Consider the following 19,056-nt stretch of genomic DNA (forward strand, 5'->3'; position numbering starts at 1 on the left):
GAATACTGCTACATTCTGTTATAATGTCACTATTAGATAGAGAGAGGAAGTTTCGATGAGTAAATCAGTTGTTTTAGCAGAAAAACCCTCAGTTGCAAGGGACATTGCACGTGTGTTGCAATGTGGTCAGAAAGGGAACGGTTTTTTTGAAGGCAAAAATTATATTGTTACCTGGGCTTTGGGTCATTTAGTAACGCATGCAGACCCAGAAGCATACGGAAAACACCTACAAACATGGAAGTTAGAAGACCTTCCAATAATGCCGGATGCGTTAAAGACTATTGTAATCAAGAAAACTTCTAAGCAATTTTATACTGTGAAAAATCAGTTGGAAAGAAAAGACGTATCCAAAATCATTATCGCAACAGATGCAGGTCGTGAAGGAGAGTTAGTTGCACGATGGATTATTGATAAGGCAAAAGTAAAAAAGCCAATCGAACGTCTTTGGATTTCGTCTGTAACAGATCAAGCGATTAAACAAGGTTTTGCTAACTTAAAACCAGGTAAAGCGTATGAGGATTTATATCACTCTGCGATTGCTAGAGCGGAAGCAGATTGGTTTGTTGGAATTAATGCCACACGAGCGTTAACGACAAAGCATGGTGCACAGCTATCTTGTGGTCGTGTGCAAACGCCAACGCTAGCGATGATTGCCGCTCGTGAAGAAGAAATTAAATCTTTTAAACCAGCATCCTATTGGGGATTGAAAGCGGAGGCACCTGAATTCTCACTAACTTGGCAAGAAGCGGGAACAAATCAAACGCGTACGTTTAAAGAAGGTAAGATGGAAGAGCTTTCACAAAAATTGAAAGGTCAAAAGAGTGTGGTGGAGGATTTTGCGACAAAGCGTAAGCAATCTTTTGCGCCTGGCCTATATGATTTAACAGAGCTTCAAAGAGATGCGCACAAGGCTTTTCAGTTCTCCGCGAAAGAAACGCTATCCACTCTGCAAGCTTTATATGAACGACATAAGCTCGTAACCTATCCTCGTACGGACTCTCGATTCTTAAGTACAGACATGGTTGGTACGTTAATGGAGCGAGTAGATGCGTTGAAAAGTTCTGATTATAATCATGCTATTTCTCTTATAAAGAAGAATGGTATGAAAGCATCTAAGCGTTTTGTGGATGATGCACGTGTGTCCGATCACCACGCGATTATACCGACTGAAGTTTCAGCTGCTACTGCTTCTTTATCAGGAAAAGAATTCAAGCTGTACGATATGATTGTCAAACGATTCTTAGCAAACTTGCTGCCTGCTTATGAATTTGATCAGACAACGATTCGTGTGATGATTGGAGAAGAGACTTTTGTCGCAAAAGGGAATGTAACGGTTTCAAAAGGGTGGAAAGTCATTTATGACCGCGATACAGAAGAGGAAGAGACGGATATCAAAAGCCAGGAACTTCCTAGAGTGAATAAAGGTGACCAGTTAGCTATTAAGAGATTAGTTGTGACTTCAGGTGAAACGAAACCGCCGAAACGTTTTACAGAGGGAACCTTGCTTTCCGCAATGGAAAACCCAAAAGCATTCTTAGAAGGCGGAGAACAAAAACTAGCTTCCGTTTTACAAAAAACAGGTGGACTAGGAACGGTTGCAACTCGAGCGGATATTATTGAAAAGTTATTTAACACTTTCCTAATCGAGAAACGCCAGCAAGACATTTTTATTACTTCTAAAGGGAAGCAATTGCTCGACTTGGCCCCTCAAGACCTGCGTTCACCAGCATTAACTGGTGAGTGGGAAGAGAAGCTCGATAGGATTTCAAAAGGGAAACTTTCGAAAGATAGCTTCATTGGAGAAATGAAGCAATACACGAAAGAGATTGTTAAGGAGATTAAACAATCTACTACCGAGTTCAAGCATGATAACGTGACCGGTACTCACTGTCCAGAGTGCGGAAAGCTAATGCTTGAGGTGAACGGGAAAAAAGGAAAAATGCTAGTATGCCAAGACAGAGAGTGTGGAGCGAAGAAGAATATTGCCAAACAAACGAACGCTCGCTGTCCAAAGTGTCATAAGCGAATGGTCCTAAGAGGAGAAGGCGAAGGGCAAACATTCAGCTGTCAATGCGGGTACCGCGAGAAGCTGTCAGCTTTCGAAAAGCGTCGCAAAAATTCTAAATCCGATGCTGCAGGAAAGCGCGATGTCGCTAAGTATATGAAAAAGCAGAAAAAAGAAGACGATGAGCCAATGAACTCAGCTCTTGCTGATGCTTTGAAGAATCTGAAACTTTAATGGATGGAGCCGCCCAGGTACTGTTGAGTGCTTTGGGTGGCTTTTTTGTTACGTGACCAGTAACAACTCATCGTTAGCCACGTGATGTGGCTTGCTCTTAGATGAGTCTCCTTATTTTTGCAGTGCCGTGGTATATCAGGAGGAGTGGAAGCGGGTTCAGGTATACCAGAGGACCGTCTCGCGGTATAGCAGAAGGGGTGGAAACTGGTTTAGGTATACCAGAGGACCGTCTCGCGGTATAGCAGAAGGGATGGAAGTGGGTTCAGGTATACCAGAGGACCGTCTCGCGGTATAGCAGAAGGAGTGGAAACGGGTTTAGGTATACCAGAGGATCGTCCCGCGGTATAGCAGAAGGGGTAGAAACGAGTTTAGGTATACCAGAGGATCGTCTCGCGGTATAGCAGAAGGGGTAGAAACGGGTTTAGGTATACCAGGGGAGCTTCTCGCGGTATAGCAGAAGGGATGGAAGCGGGTTTAGGTATATCAGGGGAGCGAGCGGAAGACCACGAGAAGTGAGAAATAGGAGTTCAGGTGTCCCGCAAGAGCGACTCGTGGACCACGAAAAGCGAGAAAACAGAGTTCAGGTGTCCCGCAAGAGCGTCTCGCGGACCACGAGAAGCGAGAAAACAGAGTTCAGGTGTCCCGCAAGAGCGACTCGTGGACCACGAAAAGCGAGAAAACAGAGTTCTGGTGTCCCGCAAGAGCGTCTCCCGGACCATGAGAAGTGAGAATTCGGAGTTCAGGTGTCCCGCAAGAGCGACTCGCGGACCACGAAAAGCGAGAAAACAGAGTTCAGGTATCCCGCAAGAGCGTCTCCCGGGCCACGAGAAGCCAGAAATCTAATCACAAGTGATCCGCAAGCCTCTAAACTTCCTTCACCATCAACACTTCATTCAAATATCGATCATCAGCTTTCATTGCTCGCTGATCCAAACCATACACTTTAAAGCCTAGCTTCTCATACAAACTTACTGCTGCATGATTATCCTCTACAACTGTTAAATAAACTTGCTCCATCCCATCTAATCCAGATACTTCCTCTAGTAAAAACTCCATTACTTGCTGCGCATAACCTTTTCCACGAACGGCAGACGAAGTATAGACAGCATAAATATCTCCTCTATGCCTCATCTTTGTAGCTGAATTTCGAACGAACGTAGCAACCGAAACAAGTTCTTCCTCCTCCAAGTAACCAATCGTAAACATCTCATCTGAAGTAGCCAATCGTCCTCGATACTTCTCCACAAAATTCGTATCATTGACCGCATCTTCGTATGTCGCCAAAAACGCATCCGCAGCCGTTTTTAACGCTTCTAATCGTAAAGTAGCAACTCTCTCTGCGTCTTCAGGTGTAAGTCTTCTAATCATTTCCATGTATCCTTTCCAATTCCATAGATTTTCTTCAAATACTATCATACTATTTTAGTAAGTTTGAATTTTCTTTACAATTTCCTCCATCATCAGTACACTTAGTGTAGGCAACTTTTGCCAAATATACAAAGGAGGAGATCAATATGATGAAGTTTACAAAAGTAGAAAAAGGTACAGAGGGAGTTACACATATAGAAACCTAGTTTACAGGAGGAACGTATGGAAACGAAAACAACGAACGTACAAATCGTAGAATTCTCACCGCAATATGCAGAAGGTGTAGCGAAAATGTGGAATGAGAGTAGAGATAATTGGGGTGGAGACGATTCTGTCATGACAGCAGCTCAAGTGCTAGAAAAAGAATCGAACTCTACGAATCTATTTCTATACCTGGCTTTAGTGGACGGAGAGGTAGCAGGTTACTGTAGCTTATCTGAATACCGTGAAGACAGTAACGCGCTTTATATTCCTTTATTAAATGTTCACCCAGACTATCACGGCCATAAGCTTGGGAAACAACTGGTGCTGAATGCCGTCAATAAAACAGTGGAATTAGGTTGGCCTCGTCTGGATCTATTTACATGGGCAGGTAACACGAAAGCAGTTCCACTTTACAAAAAATGTGGATTCTTTTGGGAAGACAGAGATGACTCTGTTCATTTGATGAACTTTATCCCAACCATTCTTCAGTTAGAATGCTTGAAGCCGTTTTTTGATAAGTATTCATGGTATGACACAAGCAAGCGAGCGCTCGAAGTAAAACCAGACGGCTACAAACATAACGGGTACACATTCTATGAATATGAGTGGTCAGCTGACGATGCTTTCGTCAAAGTTCGTTTTGAGCGAACGAGCCGAAAACTTTGCTATGTAGAGACGAATGACTTCAAAGTGGAAATGGTACATCCGTCCTTTAAAACATTAGCGAACAAAGAATCACTGATGGAATACAAAGTGGAAAACAAGCGTCCAAATGCTATATCCGTTCAAATTCAGGCAAATCAAGAAGGGGCAATCCAACACCAAGCTTCTTTTACTAATTTAGTAGAAGAAGAGGTCATTTTTACAGCTCCTGTTACTGTTCACTATTACGAGCAAGAACCAAATGATTGGAAAACACATCCTACAATGGAAGCGACCGTGACGTTAGATGGATATGACATCTCACTAGGACTCGGAGTTTATCCAATTCTACCGGTATCGATTAAACTTGCATCTACTAATCAACTTTTTGAAGCAAACAAGAATCCTAAGTTATTTTTAGAAGTCGAAAGCTTAGTAGAAGAAATAGGAACGCTAAAAGTATCAATTCCATCTAACGATATTCTTACTTTACATGACCAAAGTATTGAAATGAGTTTGAACAAAAAGCAAAGAACTAGCATTCCTTTATCTACGTCCTTGTTAAAAGGTGGAGCATTTAACGAAGAAATCATGTGCACGTTCAGCACAAATGGAGAAGAAATAACATTCCAAACGAGACTTCGTTTTGCGTTCCCAACCAAAACAGATTCATTTGTAGCAGAAACAACGGATAAATGGTTAATATTTAATGGTAGATATTACGCTTCTTTAGAAAAAAGAAATAATACACTCTCCTTAGGTAGACGTGGTAAAGGAGATCATGCACTGCCATTTTTTGCACCAAAGCTTGGGAAACCTTATGCAGACGAATGGACAAAGAAAGAAGCCGGTCAAATTAAGGTAGAAAAAACGGATGCAGGGATTACTTTTGTATCTGTGTTGTCATCTGATTTAAAACCAGGTCTTCACATAGAGAGTAAGGTATTCTTATCCAACTTTGGCTTGTATGACATGTCTTATCGTTTAGTGTTGGACGGAAGCCAAGAAGCGCAAAACGTATCTTGGGTGCAAAGCTTTGTTCCATTGGTAGCGTACACGTATATTCCGATGGGAGAAGAAGTCCTGCGCTTAAAAGAATCTCATGTCGCTTTTAATGATTATTTGGATAAGCGTCATTACTCGGAGCCGTGGACATTCACCGAAAAGGATGGAGAGACGATAGGTTTCGCATGGAGCGCAAATGTTGTCCACAGAAGAGATGAGTGGAAAAATGCGGTTGAGCTAACGGATATTGATGTGCCAGAATCAGTGCAAACATCAATTCCGCTAGCAACCGTGTCGCTAGCTTACAACCACTTCTCCAGTTGGGAAGAGTGGCGTGAGGAAGTGATGGGAGAGCAAGAACCTTTACGAGAAGTTGGACCATTGACGTTAGAACAAACGGACGGGCAAATCATTGTTAAAGACAATAAGCCTTCCGTTTCGCTTAAATCACGATTGCATGTACCAGTGGTTGGGGAATTAGTAGCAGGTAATGAAGGGACCACTATCCAAAATAGTGAGGAAGATCTATCTGTTTCCGTTGAAGTTGAAATGGAACCAATCACGTTAGTCAACACATCTTTCACTTCACCTAATACAAAAGTGGAAGAAACACTACTTTATCTCCAACCAAATACATCGACTGTTTCTGTAGAAGAAGTGGAAAATGGGCATTGGAAGGTAACCAATGGAGACCTGCAATTTAGTGTGCATAAAGAGTACATGGCTGGGGTTTATTCCATTGTTTATAAAGGGGAAGAATGGTTGCATCACACGTACCCAACACCTAGTATGAAAGCATGGTGGAACCCTTGGACAGGTGGATTGCGCTACCGCTTCGGAGGAATGAACAGCTTCTCGTTGCAAAAGGAAGTAAGTGAGGTAAAAGCAGTAACGAAGCTTGACTCCAAAGGAAATGAGTGGTCAGGGGTAGAGGTGACGACGACAATCGTCCACCATGAAAAATTTAAAGGGACGACGTTACAACAATTCTTCTTAACCTTGCCTGGGTTACCGATGATTACGACACTAGCTGAATGGAGAGCTAGTGAGGATAAGTTATTTGCTGGAGAAAGAATTTTCTGTGATGGATTCTGGAATCCTGGAGATGAATTAGCGACTGTCACGTATGATTCGAAAATTAGAGGTCAGAAAGAATATTATGCAGGAGCAGGAGAATTAATTTTAATTGATGATCCATATGCTAGACTTCGTTCTGCAAAATTAGCTGATGCACTTCATATTGTTCAACCGAAGTACGTTTTCGAGAAAGAAGCGTATGTAACAAAAGAAGTGTGTTATGTTAATACGGAGACGGAATGGACATTACAAGCAGGCGAGACCACACACGTGCAACCGACAATTCATTTGTTTGATAACCGAGATTTGCGACCTTATATGGAACAACTTAGAGGTATTACATTTAAATAGGAGTGAAAAAGGGATGAGAATAATTGATGCTCATATCCATTTCTCCGCAATTGAAAGCTTCCGCCATACGGCTAGGGAGCTTTCTCTTGTTGATTATTCTGGAAATGGATTAGTGAATGAGATGAGAGACGGAAATATTGCTTATTGTATTGGAATGGGAGTAACAGAGACACCGGATATGGGTTTTCCTGATTATCATGCAGCTTCTCCGATGGGGTTAGATTTGGATCCTCTCCCACCGAATGTAGGAATGTGTCCCGGAATTAATCCGAAAACACTAAATCAAAAAGCATTGGATGATTTGGAGAAGCTTTTAAAAGAACCACATGTAGTAGGAATTAAAATTTACTTAGGCTACTATCCTTACTATGCGTACGATGATATTTATCAACCAGTATATGACTTGGCAGCAGCATATGATAAGCCTGTTGTTTTTCACACGGGAGATACATACTCAGAGCGAGGGTTGTTAAAATATTCTCACCCATTAACACTAGACGAGGTTGCTGTTCAGCGTCGTGATGTGAATTTCATGATGGCTCATTTGGGTGATCCGTGGACATTAACTGGTGCAGAAGTTGTATATAAGAACAGGAACATGTATGCAGATTTATCGGGATGGATTGTTGGAACGAAGGCTACTTTAGACGATTATTCTAAGGATCATTTTTTAGATCACATTCGACACGCTATTCGTTTTTGTGATCACTATGAAAAGTTAATTTTCGGCTCAGACTGGCCGCTTGCTCCAATAAAAGATTACGCGCAGTTCATTGGAGATTTAATCCCTGAGAAACATCATCAATTAGTTTTCTATGATAATGCAAAGAATCTATTTTTAAAAGATGTGAAGTTGGATTAGGTAAAGGGAAGCTGGAACAACAAAAAAAAGGTACATTCAAAAAAAGAATGTACCTTTTTTTGTTGTTTTCGTTAAAAAATTCTGCAGAATTAGTGCATTTACAGACTAAATCTTTGGGATTGGAATGGTGGGTAGCTGAGACCCCAAAAGAGCGTGTACTTAAGCGACGAGGAGCTATTTGTCGCAATACTCGGCAAACTTAGATGGCCCCGTGGAAATCGTCGCCTGCAGCGGAAATCCCCGTGCCGTCACATATGGTTTTTGTTCGAGCCTGTTTTATTATTAATAAATACATATCACTAGGTGTAAAGTAGTGTCGATGTGTTTACGAAGTGAAAAATATTTGCAAAATTTAATTTTTTGTGGAGGAATAAATGGAAAAATGTCGAAATATATATAGTGGTAAGTAGTTTTAGATTTGTGGAAGGCTGGTGGCGAAATTGGCGTTTATTACAGAAGTAATGATAATGAATATTTTGTCTATTTTTGCCAGTCTTTTTGTGTTTCAGATTTGGCTTGAAAGATCTTCCCACATCCGTTATGCCAAAACAAAAGCTATCTTTGGTTTTTCGGCGATATCTATTTTGTGGTGTATGGTTTTTCCTTTAGATAAGTTTGATTCATTCATACTAGATTTACGTCAAGTTCCAATAATAATTGGAAGTTTATATGGTGGTCCTATTGTAGCAGTTGGTCTTTTTCTCTTAACGCTGATAGCAAGATATATATTCTTTGGAGCAGACGGGTATTTAACATTTTTGTTAATGTATTTGTTATTAACTCCCATACTAATTTATTTCTCGAGAAAATTTTTGCAACTTACGTTAAAAAGGAAGATTATTCGATCTACAATGGTATCACTTGGGTTTTCTCTTTTTATTTTAGTCATCATTACATTATTTAACTCAAGTCACTTAGACGCTAACTTGTTATTGAAATTAGTAATATTCCCGCCAGTTTCTATGGGAATGATCATCTACATAGTGGAAATCGTGTTAAACAATTATCATTTACGCCAAGAACTAATAAAATCGGAAAAGTTAGCCGTGATAAGTCACTTAGCTGCTAGTATTTCGCATGAGGTTAGAAACCCATTGACGGCAAGTAGAGGATTTATGCAATTGTTACAACAAGGATATACTTCTCCTGAAAAAATGCGTACGTTTTTAGACATTGCTATTAAAGAATTAGACAGAGCAGAGGGAATAATACAAGATTATTTAACGTTTGCTAAGCCTGCTGAGGATAAAAAAGAAGCAATCAATGTCTCATCAGAAATTAAAAAAATCGTAGAAATCTTGCAACCTCTAGCCAACATGAATTCAGTAGAATTAGATTTTTCACTTGCACCATATATGGTGTTCGGGGAAAGGTCTAAATTTAAGCAATGTGTAATAAATGTTGCGAAAAATGCCATTGAAGCAATGCCTGAAGGTGGGAAGTTAAGCTTACATATTGAACGAAAAGGGGACTATGTCTACCTAAATGTTAGTGATACGGGGGTAGGAATGACGAAAGAGCAAGTGGATCGTTTAGGAGAACCATTCTTTACTACGAGAGAAAAAGGAACCGGACTTGGAATGATGGTTGTTTATAGTATCGTGGATTCCTTTGGTGGTAAGGTAAAAGTAAAAAGCGAAAAAGGTTTAGGCACTACGTTCACCATTTTGCTACCGATGTACAAAAATGCTGTTGAAGTTATTGGATAAAGCTAACATGGATTGTTTACATCTAATGTTAGCTTTTTTGTTAGGTGTTTTTTAGCAATGTGCTCTCGGTTTAAGTTGATTCCAGCACTTTGATACATGATTAATCCCTCTTTACACACACTAGAGGTATAGAGGTGATAGGGCGTGGAAACAGCTATCCGTAAGTATTATATGAGTAGACAAATATGGGAAAAAGAACGATTTTGGGCGAGTAATCTTAATAAACTTCACTTTCCTACTGCACGTATTATTTGTTCTTCTTCAGACCCATCTGAATTATGGATAGATTTTGAATGGGTAGATGGAAGAAGTAGCACCTTAGAAGATGTGGATTCGATTTATGCTGTTTTACAGACATTTTCTTCTTTAGGCACGAAAATTATAAAAGAATTTCCGATTCCAAATTATATCGTTAGACAAGAGAAATGGACGTTGGAAGATTGGTTAAAGGAATACCTACTACTTTTCCAGTCAAATTCAACGTTTTGGGATATGTACACGTATCAATGGAATCATCAACAATATGGCGTCATTCATCGAGACCCTCATTATTTCAATTGGATTGTTAGCAAAGATACTATTTTCTTACTCGACTTTGGTTTAGTGAGCTATGGACCTATACTTTATGATATTGCATATGTTTGGGTAAACGAATGTAAGAAGAACGCTTATCAAGAAGAGAAAGCAATACTGCTTCGGGAATGGGTAATGAAAAGCATCCCTAGTCAATCGTTTGTTTTCTTCTGTCTTTTCTTTTCAATCATGAAAAACTACGCGGATTATTACCAAGGAAAAGAAGATTGGAAGGCGCAAAATCGTTGTAAAGAGTGGATTGACTCAGAAGTAATTCATGGACTAATTAACGAATGTGTAAAGTTTCATAGTAACAATGGGGATAAGTCCATACACTATTGAGCCATCTGAATAAAGTATAAATGTGAGGTAAAGCTCACGGCAATACTCATTCGGAGGTGATTGCTCATGTGTTTCGGTTACGGTTACGGTTGTGGAAATAACTACGGTTCAACTTTCGTATTAATCGTTGTTCTTTTCATCCTTTTAATTATCGTTGGAGCAGCTTACCTAGACTAATAAAGTCTACCTTTTAAAGTATGCGAGAGAATTTCTGCAGAAAACGGGATAGTCCTATGGGCTATCCTTTTTTCTTTACGAAATCATTACTTTATGGGATACTGAAAAAAAATAATAAGAACGATGTGTGGGGGAACTGGTGATGCCAGTTGAGATCATGTCCGAGAGACGGAGACCCTTAGAACCTGATCTGGCTAAGACCAGCGTAGGGAACATATGTTAATTACCTCATACATATGCGCCCAAATGGTTTTGGGCGCTTTTTCGTTTGCCCATATTAAGTGAGGAAAACCATTTGTAGCGAACGTTCGAACAGGAGGAGAAAGATGAAAAGAAAGTTTTTTTCTGTAATTACCATTGCAAGCGCTATTTTAGTGGGTGCTTGTGGAAACCAAGCAAGTCAGGAAGATAACAAAGTAACAGTAGTCTTAGATTGGACCCCAAATACGAATCACACAGGATTATATGTTGCAGAAGCGGAAGGCTACTTTGAGCAGCAAGGGCTAGAAGTGGACATCATGTTACCAGGAGAAGCAGGAGCAGAGGCGCTAGTAGCATCTGGAAAAGCAGATTTCGGTATTAGTTATCAAGAAAACGTCACGTTATCCAGAACTGAAGACATACCTGTTGTCTCAGTTGCTGCGATTATTCAGCATAATACGTCAGGTTTTGCTTCACCTGTAGATAAAAATATTACGTCACCTAAAGATTTTGAAGGTAAACGATACGGTGGATTCGGAGCTCCGGTAGAAGAAGCGGTGTTAGGCGCTGTGATGAAGCAAGATGGCGTAGACGTGTCTAAAGTCGAAAATATTAACATCGGAAATGCAGATTATTTTACAGCAGTTAAGAGAGATATTGACTTTTCATGGATCTTCTATGGATGGACTGGAATCGAAGCAGAACTCCGAGGCGAACCAGTTAACATGCTGTATTTAACAGATTTCTCGGATAATCTGGACTACTACACGCCAGTAATTATTACGAGTGAAGATAAGGTGAAAGAAGAACCAGAGCAAATTGAAAAATTCTTATCAGCAACAGCAGCGGGGTATAATTTCGCAATGGAAAATCCAGAAGACGCTGCTCAGCACTTAATTGATGCAGTACCTGACTTAAATGAAGAACTAGTAAAAGCAAGTCAGAAATGGTTAGCGAATGAGTATGCTCGTGATGCAGAGTATTGGGGGCAGCAAAAAGAAACTGTTTGGACTAACTACGCTAATTGGATGAAAGAAAACGAGTTATTAACTGGAGAATTTATTGCGGAGGAAGCCTTTACAAATGACTTTCTTCCTAAGGAGGCACAATAATGGCTAACTCATTAGTTTCGGTACAAATTATTCCCAAAACACCTAATGGAAAGGACGTTATTCCATTTGTGGATGAAGCAATAACACTGATTCATGAATCTGGTTTACCATATCAAGTGAATCCTTTAGATACAACCATAGAAGGGGAAATGACAGAGGTATTATCACTTGTGGAAAGAATGAATGAAAAAATGGTAGAGCTAGGCTGTCATAATGTCATTACACAAATGAAAATACTGTATCAACCTACTGGCATAACCCTATCCACGTTAACGGAGAAGTACCGTTAATGAAAAAGTGGTTATCCACTTATGGAATATCCCTAGCTTTACTAATTGCTCTTTTAATGCTTTGGGAAGGTGCAACAGTTCTATTTTCTATTGAAAAGTGGCTGTTGCCTAGCCCAAGTATGATTGTACAAACTGGCATCACAGTATTTCCAGATCTATATGAGCACATAGAATCTACCCTTTTCTTATCTATTGTTGGGTTGCTTTTAGGCAGTATAATTGGCATCCTTACAGCAAGTATCATTCATTATTGGCCAATACTAGACAAGGTTATGATGCCTTATTTAGTTGTTTCGCAAAACATTCCGATAATTGTTCTTGCCCCTTTATTAGTGATTTGGCTTGGTTTTGGAGCCCTTCCTAAAATTATTGTTATTTCTTTAGTTTGTTTTTTCCCAGTTACTATTTCATTTTTAAGTGGCCTACGTGAAACCCCTTCGTCTTATGTGACGTTTATGAAGATGTCTGGTGGAACAAAAAAACAGTTATTTTGGAAAGTGGAAACGCCGTTTGCTTTACCCTCCTTGTTTTCAGGGCTGCGTATAGCTGCTACCTACAGTGTAATGGGTGCAGTCATCTCAGAGTGGCTTGGAGCTCAAAGAGGAATTGGTGTGTTTATGACTTTAGCATCAGCAAATTTTAGAACTGACCGAGTCTTTGTTGCCATAGTAGTGGTGGTTATCATTAGTTTGTTTTACGTCTCTCTGATTAAGTGGGTAGAATCCTTCTGGGCAAGAAAAACTGGAAGGGGGAAGACAGATGTTACGAGTCGATAGTATATCGTTTTCGTTTAGTAAAAAGGAAATTTTACATGATATTACGTTTACTGCTGAAAAAGATAAGGTTACGTGCATAGTTGGGCCTTCCGGTAGTGGGAAGAGTACGTTGTTTGAGATAATAGGTGGATTGCTCTCTCCAAACAGTGGAGATGTTCTATTGGAAGGAGCTTCGATTGTAGGAGAAAAAGGGAACATCGCTTTTATGCCCCAAGAGTCTACCTTGTTTCCTTGGCGAACAATAATGCAAAATATTACCCTTCCTATGGAGCTAAGTGGGACACCCATAAATGAAAAAGATATTCTAGGTTATTTAAGAAGGGCTGGTTTAGAAGAGTACGCTTTTGCCTTTCCAAACCAACTCTCAGGAGGCATGAAGCAAAGAGTTTCTTTTATCCGAGCACTAGTTTCTAATATTCCACTTTTGCTTTTAGATGAACCGTTTTCTGCATTGGATGAATTTACGAGAAGAGATATGCAAAATTGGTTATTGAAAACGATAAAAGATAGTCCGCGAACCATACTTTTTGTTACTCATCAGATAGAGGAAGCTCTGTTGATGGCAGATAAAATAATTGTATTATCCAATAATCCAGCTACAGTGTTAAATGAAATTGTTTTACCAAACAAAGAACAACGAGAAGAAGATTGGACGTTTAGTCCAGAGGCTCAAGCGTTTAAGAAAGAAATAATTAATTTACTGAAACCATCTAGTTAAGCTAGATGGTTTTTGTATTATTTGGAATAGATAAGAACGTGATAATGGTAAAAACTATGTTTACATAAAGAGAGGGGTGTCTTGTTATGAATGATTATGGGTCACAAGGTTTCCAAATGGGAGACGTGGTGTATGTCATGTACCGCAATCCACATACGCAAAACGTAGCAAATGTACAGCAAGCAGCTGTTGTAAACGATCCGGAGATTCCAGGTCAATTAGCATTATTTTTATATGATGAATTTTACCCGTTAACATCTGAAACAGCTGTATATACATCAGAAGATGAAGCGGAACAAGCTTATGCTTATTATTTTGGAGAACAGCTTCATTAGGAGGAAAATATGAAACCATTTGTTCCGCAATTAATTTATTTTGAACCGAAAGCTCTAGACTATCCTTTAGGAAAGCAATTACTAGAAAAATTTAAAGAGATGGGAAAAGAGATCCTTTATACTACATCTCATAACCAAGTTCGTAATTTACCTGGTGATAATGACTTTCAAAAGTATCGTGTAGCAAAATCAACGTTGGTGGTTGGTGTTAGAAAGACGTTAAAGTTTGATACTTCTAAGCCTTCCGCTGAGTATGCCATTCCATTTGCGACAGGTTGTATGGGGCATTGTCATTACTGTTACCTTCAAACAACGATGGGGTCCAAACCTTACATTCGTACATATGTAAATGTGGACGAGATATTTGATGCTGCTGAAAATTACATGAAAGAGCGTGCTCCAGAGGAAACACGATTTGAAGCATCTTGTACATCAGATATCGTTGGGATAGACCACTTAACACATACATTAAAAAGAGCGATTGAATACTTTGGTAAGTCAGATCACGGGAAGCTTCGTTTTGTGACAAAATTTCACCATGTTGATCATTTACTTGATGCTGACCATCAAGGGAAAACAAGATTCCGTTTTAGTATGAATGCAGATTATGTAATTAAAAACTTCGAGCCAGGTACTTCCCCATTAGCAAAAAGAATTGAAGCAGCTACCAAAGTGGCAGATGCGGATTATCCACTTGGATTCATCATTGCACCAATATATTTGCATGATGGCTGGCAAGACGGATATAAGAAGTTATTTGAACAGCTAGAAGCAGAATTACCAGACAAAGCAAAAAAAGACTTAACATTTGAATTAATCCAGCATCGTTTTACTAAACCTGCTAAAAGAGTTATTGAGAAGAATTATCCAATGACTAAGCTTGAATTAGATGAAGAACAACGTCGATATAAGTGGGGGAAATACGGTATCGGGAAATACATTTATCAAAAAGATGAAGAGGCAGAGATGAAAGAAGTGTTGGGAGGATATATTGAAAAATATTTCCCGAAAGCTTCGTTAGAGTACTTTACTTGATTGTATGAACATACATTTCTATACAACCTTTATTAAAAAAAGTAATAAAGGTTGTATAGTTTTTTGTTATGAACTAAAAACGTATCGTTAGCCACGTAATGATTCTCTTTTATGATTGTTAACTTGACTGAAAAGTCAGAACATCTTTATTCTACAAAAACAAACAAAATATGATAGAATAGAAAACAGGGTTTTATACAGTGGACATTTGTACACCTGGAATGACCAGACATTACCATTTCAATTTGATGGGAGGAGAATAGATGAAATTAACTAGAAATATTTTATTAGGTCTATTATTCGGTCTAATAGCTGGTCTAATTTTAAATGCAATTGGGGGAGACGTATTTACGATTGCAAATACGTACGTTTTAACACCTTTAGGGAAAATCTTTTTAAACTTAATTACGATGCTTGTTGTTCCTATTGTACTGTTTTCTATCATACTTGGTACAGCAGGATTAGGAGATCCAAAAAAGCTTGGGAGAATTGGTGCAAAAACGATTGGGTTCTTTTTGATTACGACTACATTTGCTATCGTAATTGGCTTAACCCTATCTTCCATTGTGAAGCCTGGTTTAGCAGGAGACTATGACTTAGATAGTGCTTCCTTTGAAGCGAAAGAAGCACCACCAGTGTCTGATACATTATTAAACATCATTCCTACAAACCCTATACAGGCTATGGCAGAAGGCAACATGCTGCAAATCATTACATTTGCTGTATTTATTGGTTTTGCCCTTGCAATTTTAGGTGAAAAAACTAAAGGCATACATCAATTGGTAGAGCAAGGCAATGAAATCATGATGTTCCTTGTAGGCTTGGTAATGAAGCTTGCTCCATATGGAACGTTTGGCTTGATTGCATCTGCTGTCGGAAGCCAAGGTTGGTCTTCCATAAAAGCAATGTTTATTTATATGTCTGTAGTATTAGGAGCATTGTTAATCCATTTAGTAATTGTTTATGGAAGTGCAATTAAGTTTTTAGCTAAAAAGAGTCCAGTTTGGTTCTTTAAAAACTTCTCTCCAGCAATGAGTGTTGCATTTGGTACTTCAAGTTCAAGTGGTACTCTACCTATTTCTATGGAAGTTGCACAAAATAAATTAGGAATATCTAAGTCTGTTTCTGGATTCGTTCAGCCATTAGGCGCAACGATTAACATGGATGGAACAGCTATTATGCAAGGGGTCGCAACGTTATTTATCGCTCAAGCATATGGTGCTGATTTAACTACAGGTGAATTACTCACAGTTGTTTTAACAGCTGTACTTGCAAGTATAGGTACTGCAGGTGTGCCTGGCGTAGGATTAATCATGCTAGCCATGGTATTATCAAGTGTTGATTTACCAGTGGAAGGTATCGGATTAATCTTAGGGATTGATCGATTACTAGATATGGCACGAACAGCAGTTAACATTTCTGGTGACGCTGCATGTGCTTTATGGATTAATGAAAGTGAAAAGCGAAAAACAATTAAAGAACAACGCGGGGAAGCGTAACTTATACTTAAAGAGGCTGTGTGGAGTGGAACATTCTGCATAGCCTCTTGCTTGTCTATGTGTAGGGGAGTATACTCAAGATAAAGATGAATGAAAGGGGTTACCTCCCATGAATTTAGGATTTGGAGAAGTGGCCATAATTTTAATTGTAGCATTGTTATTGTTTGGACCATCCAAATTGCCGCAGTTAGGTAAAGCGGCAGGACAAACATTACACGAATTCAAACGTGGTATGAAGGGTGTAATGGAAGAGGAAGAGTCAGCAAAAGAGAAGAAGAACTCCTCTAATTGATTTTGCTACTTATATAGGTTGAGTGGAAGCGCGAGGTCTGGTTGTTGGACTTGGTGCTTTTTTGTTGTGGATTTTTTGAGTGATTATTCCATGGTCTGATGAATTACTAATAGTATGTGCTTAAGGAAGGGGTGGATTGAGTAGAGCGCACAAAAAAAGCACACGCAAAAATCAACGTGTACTCATCGTTTATCTTCTAACTACTACTTAATCTCTTGATACTTGGCCAAAGCTCGTTCTCTAGCAGCTTTATGGTCTACCATTGGACTCGGATAGTCTACCCCAAGTTTCACACCAGCATCTTTTAAAATGTGATCTGGTGCTGTCCAAGGTTCGTGGATATACTTTTCGGGTATACCCGCTAACTCAGGCACCCACTTCTTAATATACTCCCCTGATTTATCGAATTTTTTACTTTGGACAGTCGGGTTAAAGATTCGGAAGTATGGAGAAGCATCAGCTCCAGAGCCAGCTACCCATTGCCATCCCATCGTGTTATTTGCAATGTCAGCATCTACGAGTGTGTCCATAAACCATTCGGCACCAATTTGCCATGGTTGTAATAAGTGTTTGGTAAGAAAAGAAGCAACAATCATTCGTACTCGATTGTGCATATGTCCAGTTCTCCATAATTGCCTCATACCTGCATCAACAATTGGATACCCTGTCATTCCTTTTTTCCACTTTTCCAAAACTTGATTATCCGTTTCCCAAGCAAAATTCTCGAAATTTGGATTCAATGGTTGTTTGATTGTTTTTGGGAAGTGGTATAGAAGATGGTAAGCAAAATCTCTCCATATCAGCTGACGCATGAAGGGTTCTTCTCGACCATCCCCTTTTTTTGTAATATAAGAAGCGACACTTTTTGCAGAAAGCATACCTGTCGCTAGGTAAGGACTTATGGTAGATGTTTTATCAACTGCGGGAAAATCTCGTAACTGGTTGTATCGTCCCAAATCATACTCTGTAAACTTCTTTACTAACTTAACGGCATATGCCTCTGATATGGTCCATTTCTTATCCATTTCCTTATACCAAGCAATAGAGGGGTGCAGTCCTAAGTCTGAAATATCACCTTGTGGTAAAGGGAATGCACTTGGAACTGTAATGTCTTTTACAGCTTTTAAAGGCTTTGGTAAAGGTTGAGCCATACATGCTCGGAAGTAAGGGCTATATACTCGATATGGGGTCCCATCTTGTTTGGAGACTTCCCATGGAGAGAAAATTGTTGTACCATCGAATATTTTATATGTGATGTTATTGGATTTTAGCCAATCGGCTAATGCTAAATCTTTTTCCCATCCTTCTGGGTGGAGTTGATAGTGAAAGACTACTTGGTGAATCTTCTTTGTTTCTACAAAAGATTTTACCACTTCCAATGTATCACCCATACGGTACCAAAGTTTTCCTCCTATTTTTTCTAAGCTTTGTTGGAACGACAAAATAGCATGATGTAACCACCATGCCTTTGCGCCACTAATAGGAAAGGAGAAGTTACTATCATTGTCTATCACAACAAGAGGAATAACTTCACCTGATTGAACAGCATGATAAAGTCCAGGATGATCATGTAAACGAAAAGTATCTCTTAGTAGTAACAAGCTTGTTTGCAACGTAATCAACTCCTGATAAAAAATCTAGTCTGATGCCTTCATCCCATTTTCTAATAAATCAAATAACATAGATGCCCATTGATCTTGTGGCATCTCGGATCGATTGGGTATTAATACACTATGGAAAAATAGGCCTGCAATGAGAGAAGTTTGAATATCTGCCCTAATTGATCCTTCAGCCTTCCCTTTTTCAATAGCAGAATGTAAAATCACTAGCAGTTGCATCCGTGACTGATCTAGTTCTCTTAAATGTTCTGAGACTAACGGGGAAGAAGACTCTTTTATATGTGGCCGCATTTGAATCATGGAGTATATTTGAGAATGTTTTAGAAAAAGTTGAAGTAAACTGTGTAATTTCTTTAATCCAGTTTCCTGGCTTTGGTCAATACTATAAGTATCTTTCATAATGCGTTTCATTAAGTCACACATATAAGCTGTAATTAGTTCGTCCTTGTTACGGTAATACTCATAAAGAGTACTTCTAGCAACAGAGAGTTTCTCAGAAAGAGCTTTAAAATGGAATCCTTCGTACCCTTTGTCTAAAAGGAGTGCTTCTGTTTCCTCCATTAATTCTTGTAAATCTATTTTTTTATTTCTACCCATATAGGTTCATCCTTTATATCATGCTTTTCTTTA

At 39.2% G+C, this 19,056-nt stretch carries 17 protein-coding genes and 1 riboswitch; of the genes, 14 read left to right on the plus strand and 3 right to left on the minus strand.

All coding sequences use genetic code 11. The features are described from left to right. Positions 1-55: 55 nt before the first annotated feature. On the plus strand, positions 56-2,239 hold the full coding sequence (locus G8O30_RS02690; RefSeq protein ID WP_239673457.1) for a DNA topoisomerase III: 2,184 nt from the start codon (positions 56-58) through the stop codon (positions 2,237-2,239). A gap of 864 nt (positions 2,240-3,103) precedes the next feature. Here the strand turns inward: G8O30_RS02690 and G8O30_RS02695 are convergent. Continuing rightward, positions 3,104-3,607, minus strand: coding sequence for a GNAT family N-acetyltransferase (locus G8O30_RS02695; RefSeq protein ID WP_239673458.1), 504 nt, complete (start codon positions 3,605-3,607; stop codon positions 3,104-3,106). Positions 3,608-3,829: 222 nt separating this feature from the next. Here G8O30_RS02695 and G8O30_RS02700 point away from each other — a divergent pair, with 222 nt between their 5' ends. The 13 genes from G8O30_RS02700 to G8O30_RS02760 all read left to right on the plus strand — a co-directional run bounded on the left by G8O30_RS02700 (position 3,830) and on the right by G8O30_RS02760 (position 16,807). Continuing rightward, positions 3,830-6,886: a GNAT family N-acetyltransferase gene (locus G8O30_RS02700; RefSeq protein ID WP_239673459.1), complete on the plus strand. Its 3,057-nt coding sequence runs from the start codon at positions 3,830-3,832 to the stop codon at positions 6,884-6,886. A 13-nt stretch (positions 6,887-6,899) separates the two neighbouring features. Then, on the plus strand, positions 6,900-7,748 hold the full coding sequence (locus tag G8O30_RS02705; RefSeq protein ID WP_239673460.1) for an amidohydrolase family protein: 849 nt from the start codon (positions 6,900-6,902) through the stop codon (positions 7,746-7,748). A gap of 440 nt (positions 7,749-8,188) precedes the next feature. Then, a complete protein-coding gene (locus tag G8O30_RS02710) occupies positions 8,189-9,457 on the plus strand; it encodes an ATP-binding protein (RefSeq protein ID WP_239673461.1) in 1,269 nt (422 codons plus the stop codon). Positions 9,458-9,601: 144 nt separating this feature from the next. Then, a complete protein-coding gene (locus G8O30_RS02715; RefSeq protein ID WP_239673462.1) occupies positions 9,602-10,372 on the plus strand; it encodes an aminoglycoside phosphotransferase family protein in 771 nt (256 codons plus the stop codon). Positions 10,373-10,438: 66 nt separating this feature from the next. Beyond that, positions 10,439-10,549 carry a YjcZ family sporulation protein gene (locus tag G8O30_RS02720; protein ID WP_239673463.1) on the plus strand — a complete coding sequence of 37 codons (111 nt, stop codon included), beginning with the start codon at positions 10,439-10,441 and terminating at the stop codon, positions 10,547-10,549. Positions 10,550-10,668: 119 nt separating this feature from the next. Next, positions 10,669-10,778, plus strand: a riboswitch (TPP riboswitch). A 97-nt stretch (positions 10,779-10,875) separates the two neighbouring features. Further along, positions 10,876-11,862 (plus strand): ABC transporter substrate-binding protein, encoded by a 987-nt coding sequence (locus G8O30_RS02725; protein WP_239673464.1) that lies wholly within the window; start codon positions 10,876-10,878, stop codon positions 11,860-11,862. Continuing rightward, positions 11,862-12,152, plus strand: a complete 291-nt coding sequence (locus G8O30_RS02730; protein ID WP_239673465.1) for a thiamine-binding protein — start codon at positions 11,862-11,864, stop codon at positions 12,150-12,152. Before G8O30_RS02725 ends, G8O30_RS02730 begins: the two co-directional genes overlap by 1 nt. Then, a complete protein-coding gene (locus G8O30_RS02735; RefSeq protein WP_239673466.1) occupies positions 12,152-12,928 on the plus strand; it encodes an ABC transporter permease in 777 nt (258 codons plus the stop codon). Before G8O30_RS02730 ends, G8O30_RS02735 begins: the two co-directional genes overlap by 1 nt. Beyond that, positions 12,912-13,646, plus strand: coding sequence for an ABC transporter ATP-binding protein (locus G8O30_RS02740; RefSeq protein ID WP_239673467.1), 735 nt, complete (start codon positions 12,912-12,914; stop codon positions 13,644-13,646). The genes G8O30_RS02735 and G8O30_RS02740 overlap by 17 nt, the downstream gene beginning before the upstream one ends. An 86-nt stretch (positions 13,647-13,732) precedes the next feature. After that, positions 13,733-13,981: a transcriptional regulator SplA domain-containing protein gene (locus G8O30_RS02745; RefSeq protein WP_239673468.1), complete on the plus strand. Its 249-nt coding sequence runs from the start codon at positions 13,733-13,735 to the stop codon at positions 13,979-13,981. A 9-nt stretch (positions 13,982-13,990) separates the two neighbouring features. After that, positions 13,991-15,016, plus strand: coding sequence for a spore photoproduct lyase (splB, locus tag G8O30_RS02750; protein WP_239673469.1), 1,026 nt, complete (start codon positions 13,991-13,993; stop codon positions 15,014-15,016). A gap of 263 nt (positions 15,017-15,279) precedes the next feature. Next, the gene (locus G8O30_RS02755; protein ID WP_239673470.1) at positions 15,280-16,515 is read left to right on the plus strand and encodes a dicarboxylate/amino acid:cation symporter; all 1,236 of its coding nucleotides are present in this window, start codon (positions 15,280-15,282) and stop codon (positions 16,513-16,515) included. A 109-nt stretch (positions 16,516-16,624) separates the two neighbouring features. Further along, complete coding sequence (locus G8O30_RS02760; protein ID WP_239673471.1) at positions 16,625-16,807, plus strand: twin-arginine translocase TatA/TatE family subunit; 183 nt, start codon at positions 16,625-16,627, stop codon at positions 16,805-16,807. 203 nt (positions 16,808-17,010) lie between these two features. Here G8O30_RS02760 and G8O30_RS02765 read toward each other — a convergent pair whose 3' ends face one another. Together G8O30_RS02765 and G8O30_RS02770 are read right to left on the minus strand one after the other, a co-directional pair. Next, positions 17,011-18,420, minus strand: coding sequence for a cryptochrome/photolyase family protein (locus G8O30_RS02765; protein ID WP_239673472.1), 1,410 nt, complete (start codon positions 18,418-18,420; stop codon positions 17,011-17,013). A gap of 24 nt (positions 18,421-18,444) precedes the next feature. Beyond that, entirely contained in the window at positions 18,445-19,023 is a 579-nt protein-coding gene (locus tag G8O30_RS02770; protein ID WP_239673473.1) for a TetR/AcrR family transcriptional regulator, read from the minus strand. Positions 19,024-19,056: the final 33 nt, after the last annotated feature.

The organism is Mangrovibacillus cuniculi (assembly GCF_015482585.1).
GTDB lineage: Bacteria > Bacillota > Bacilli > Bacillales > R1DC41 > Mangrovibacillus > Mangrovibacillus cuniculi.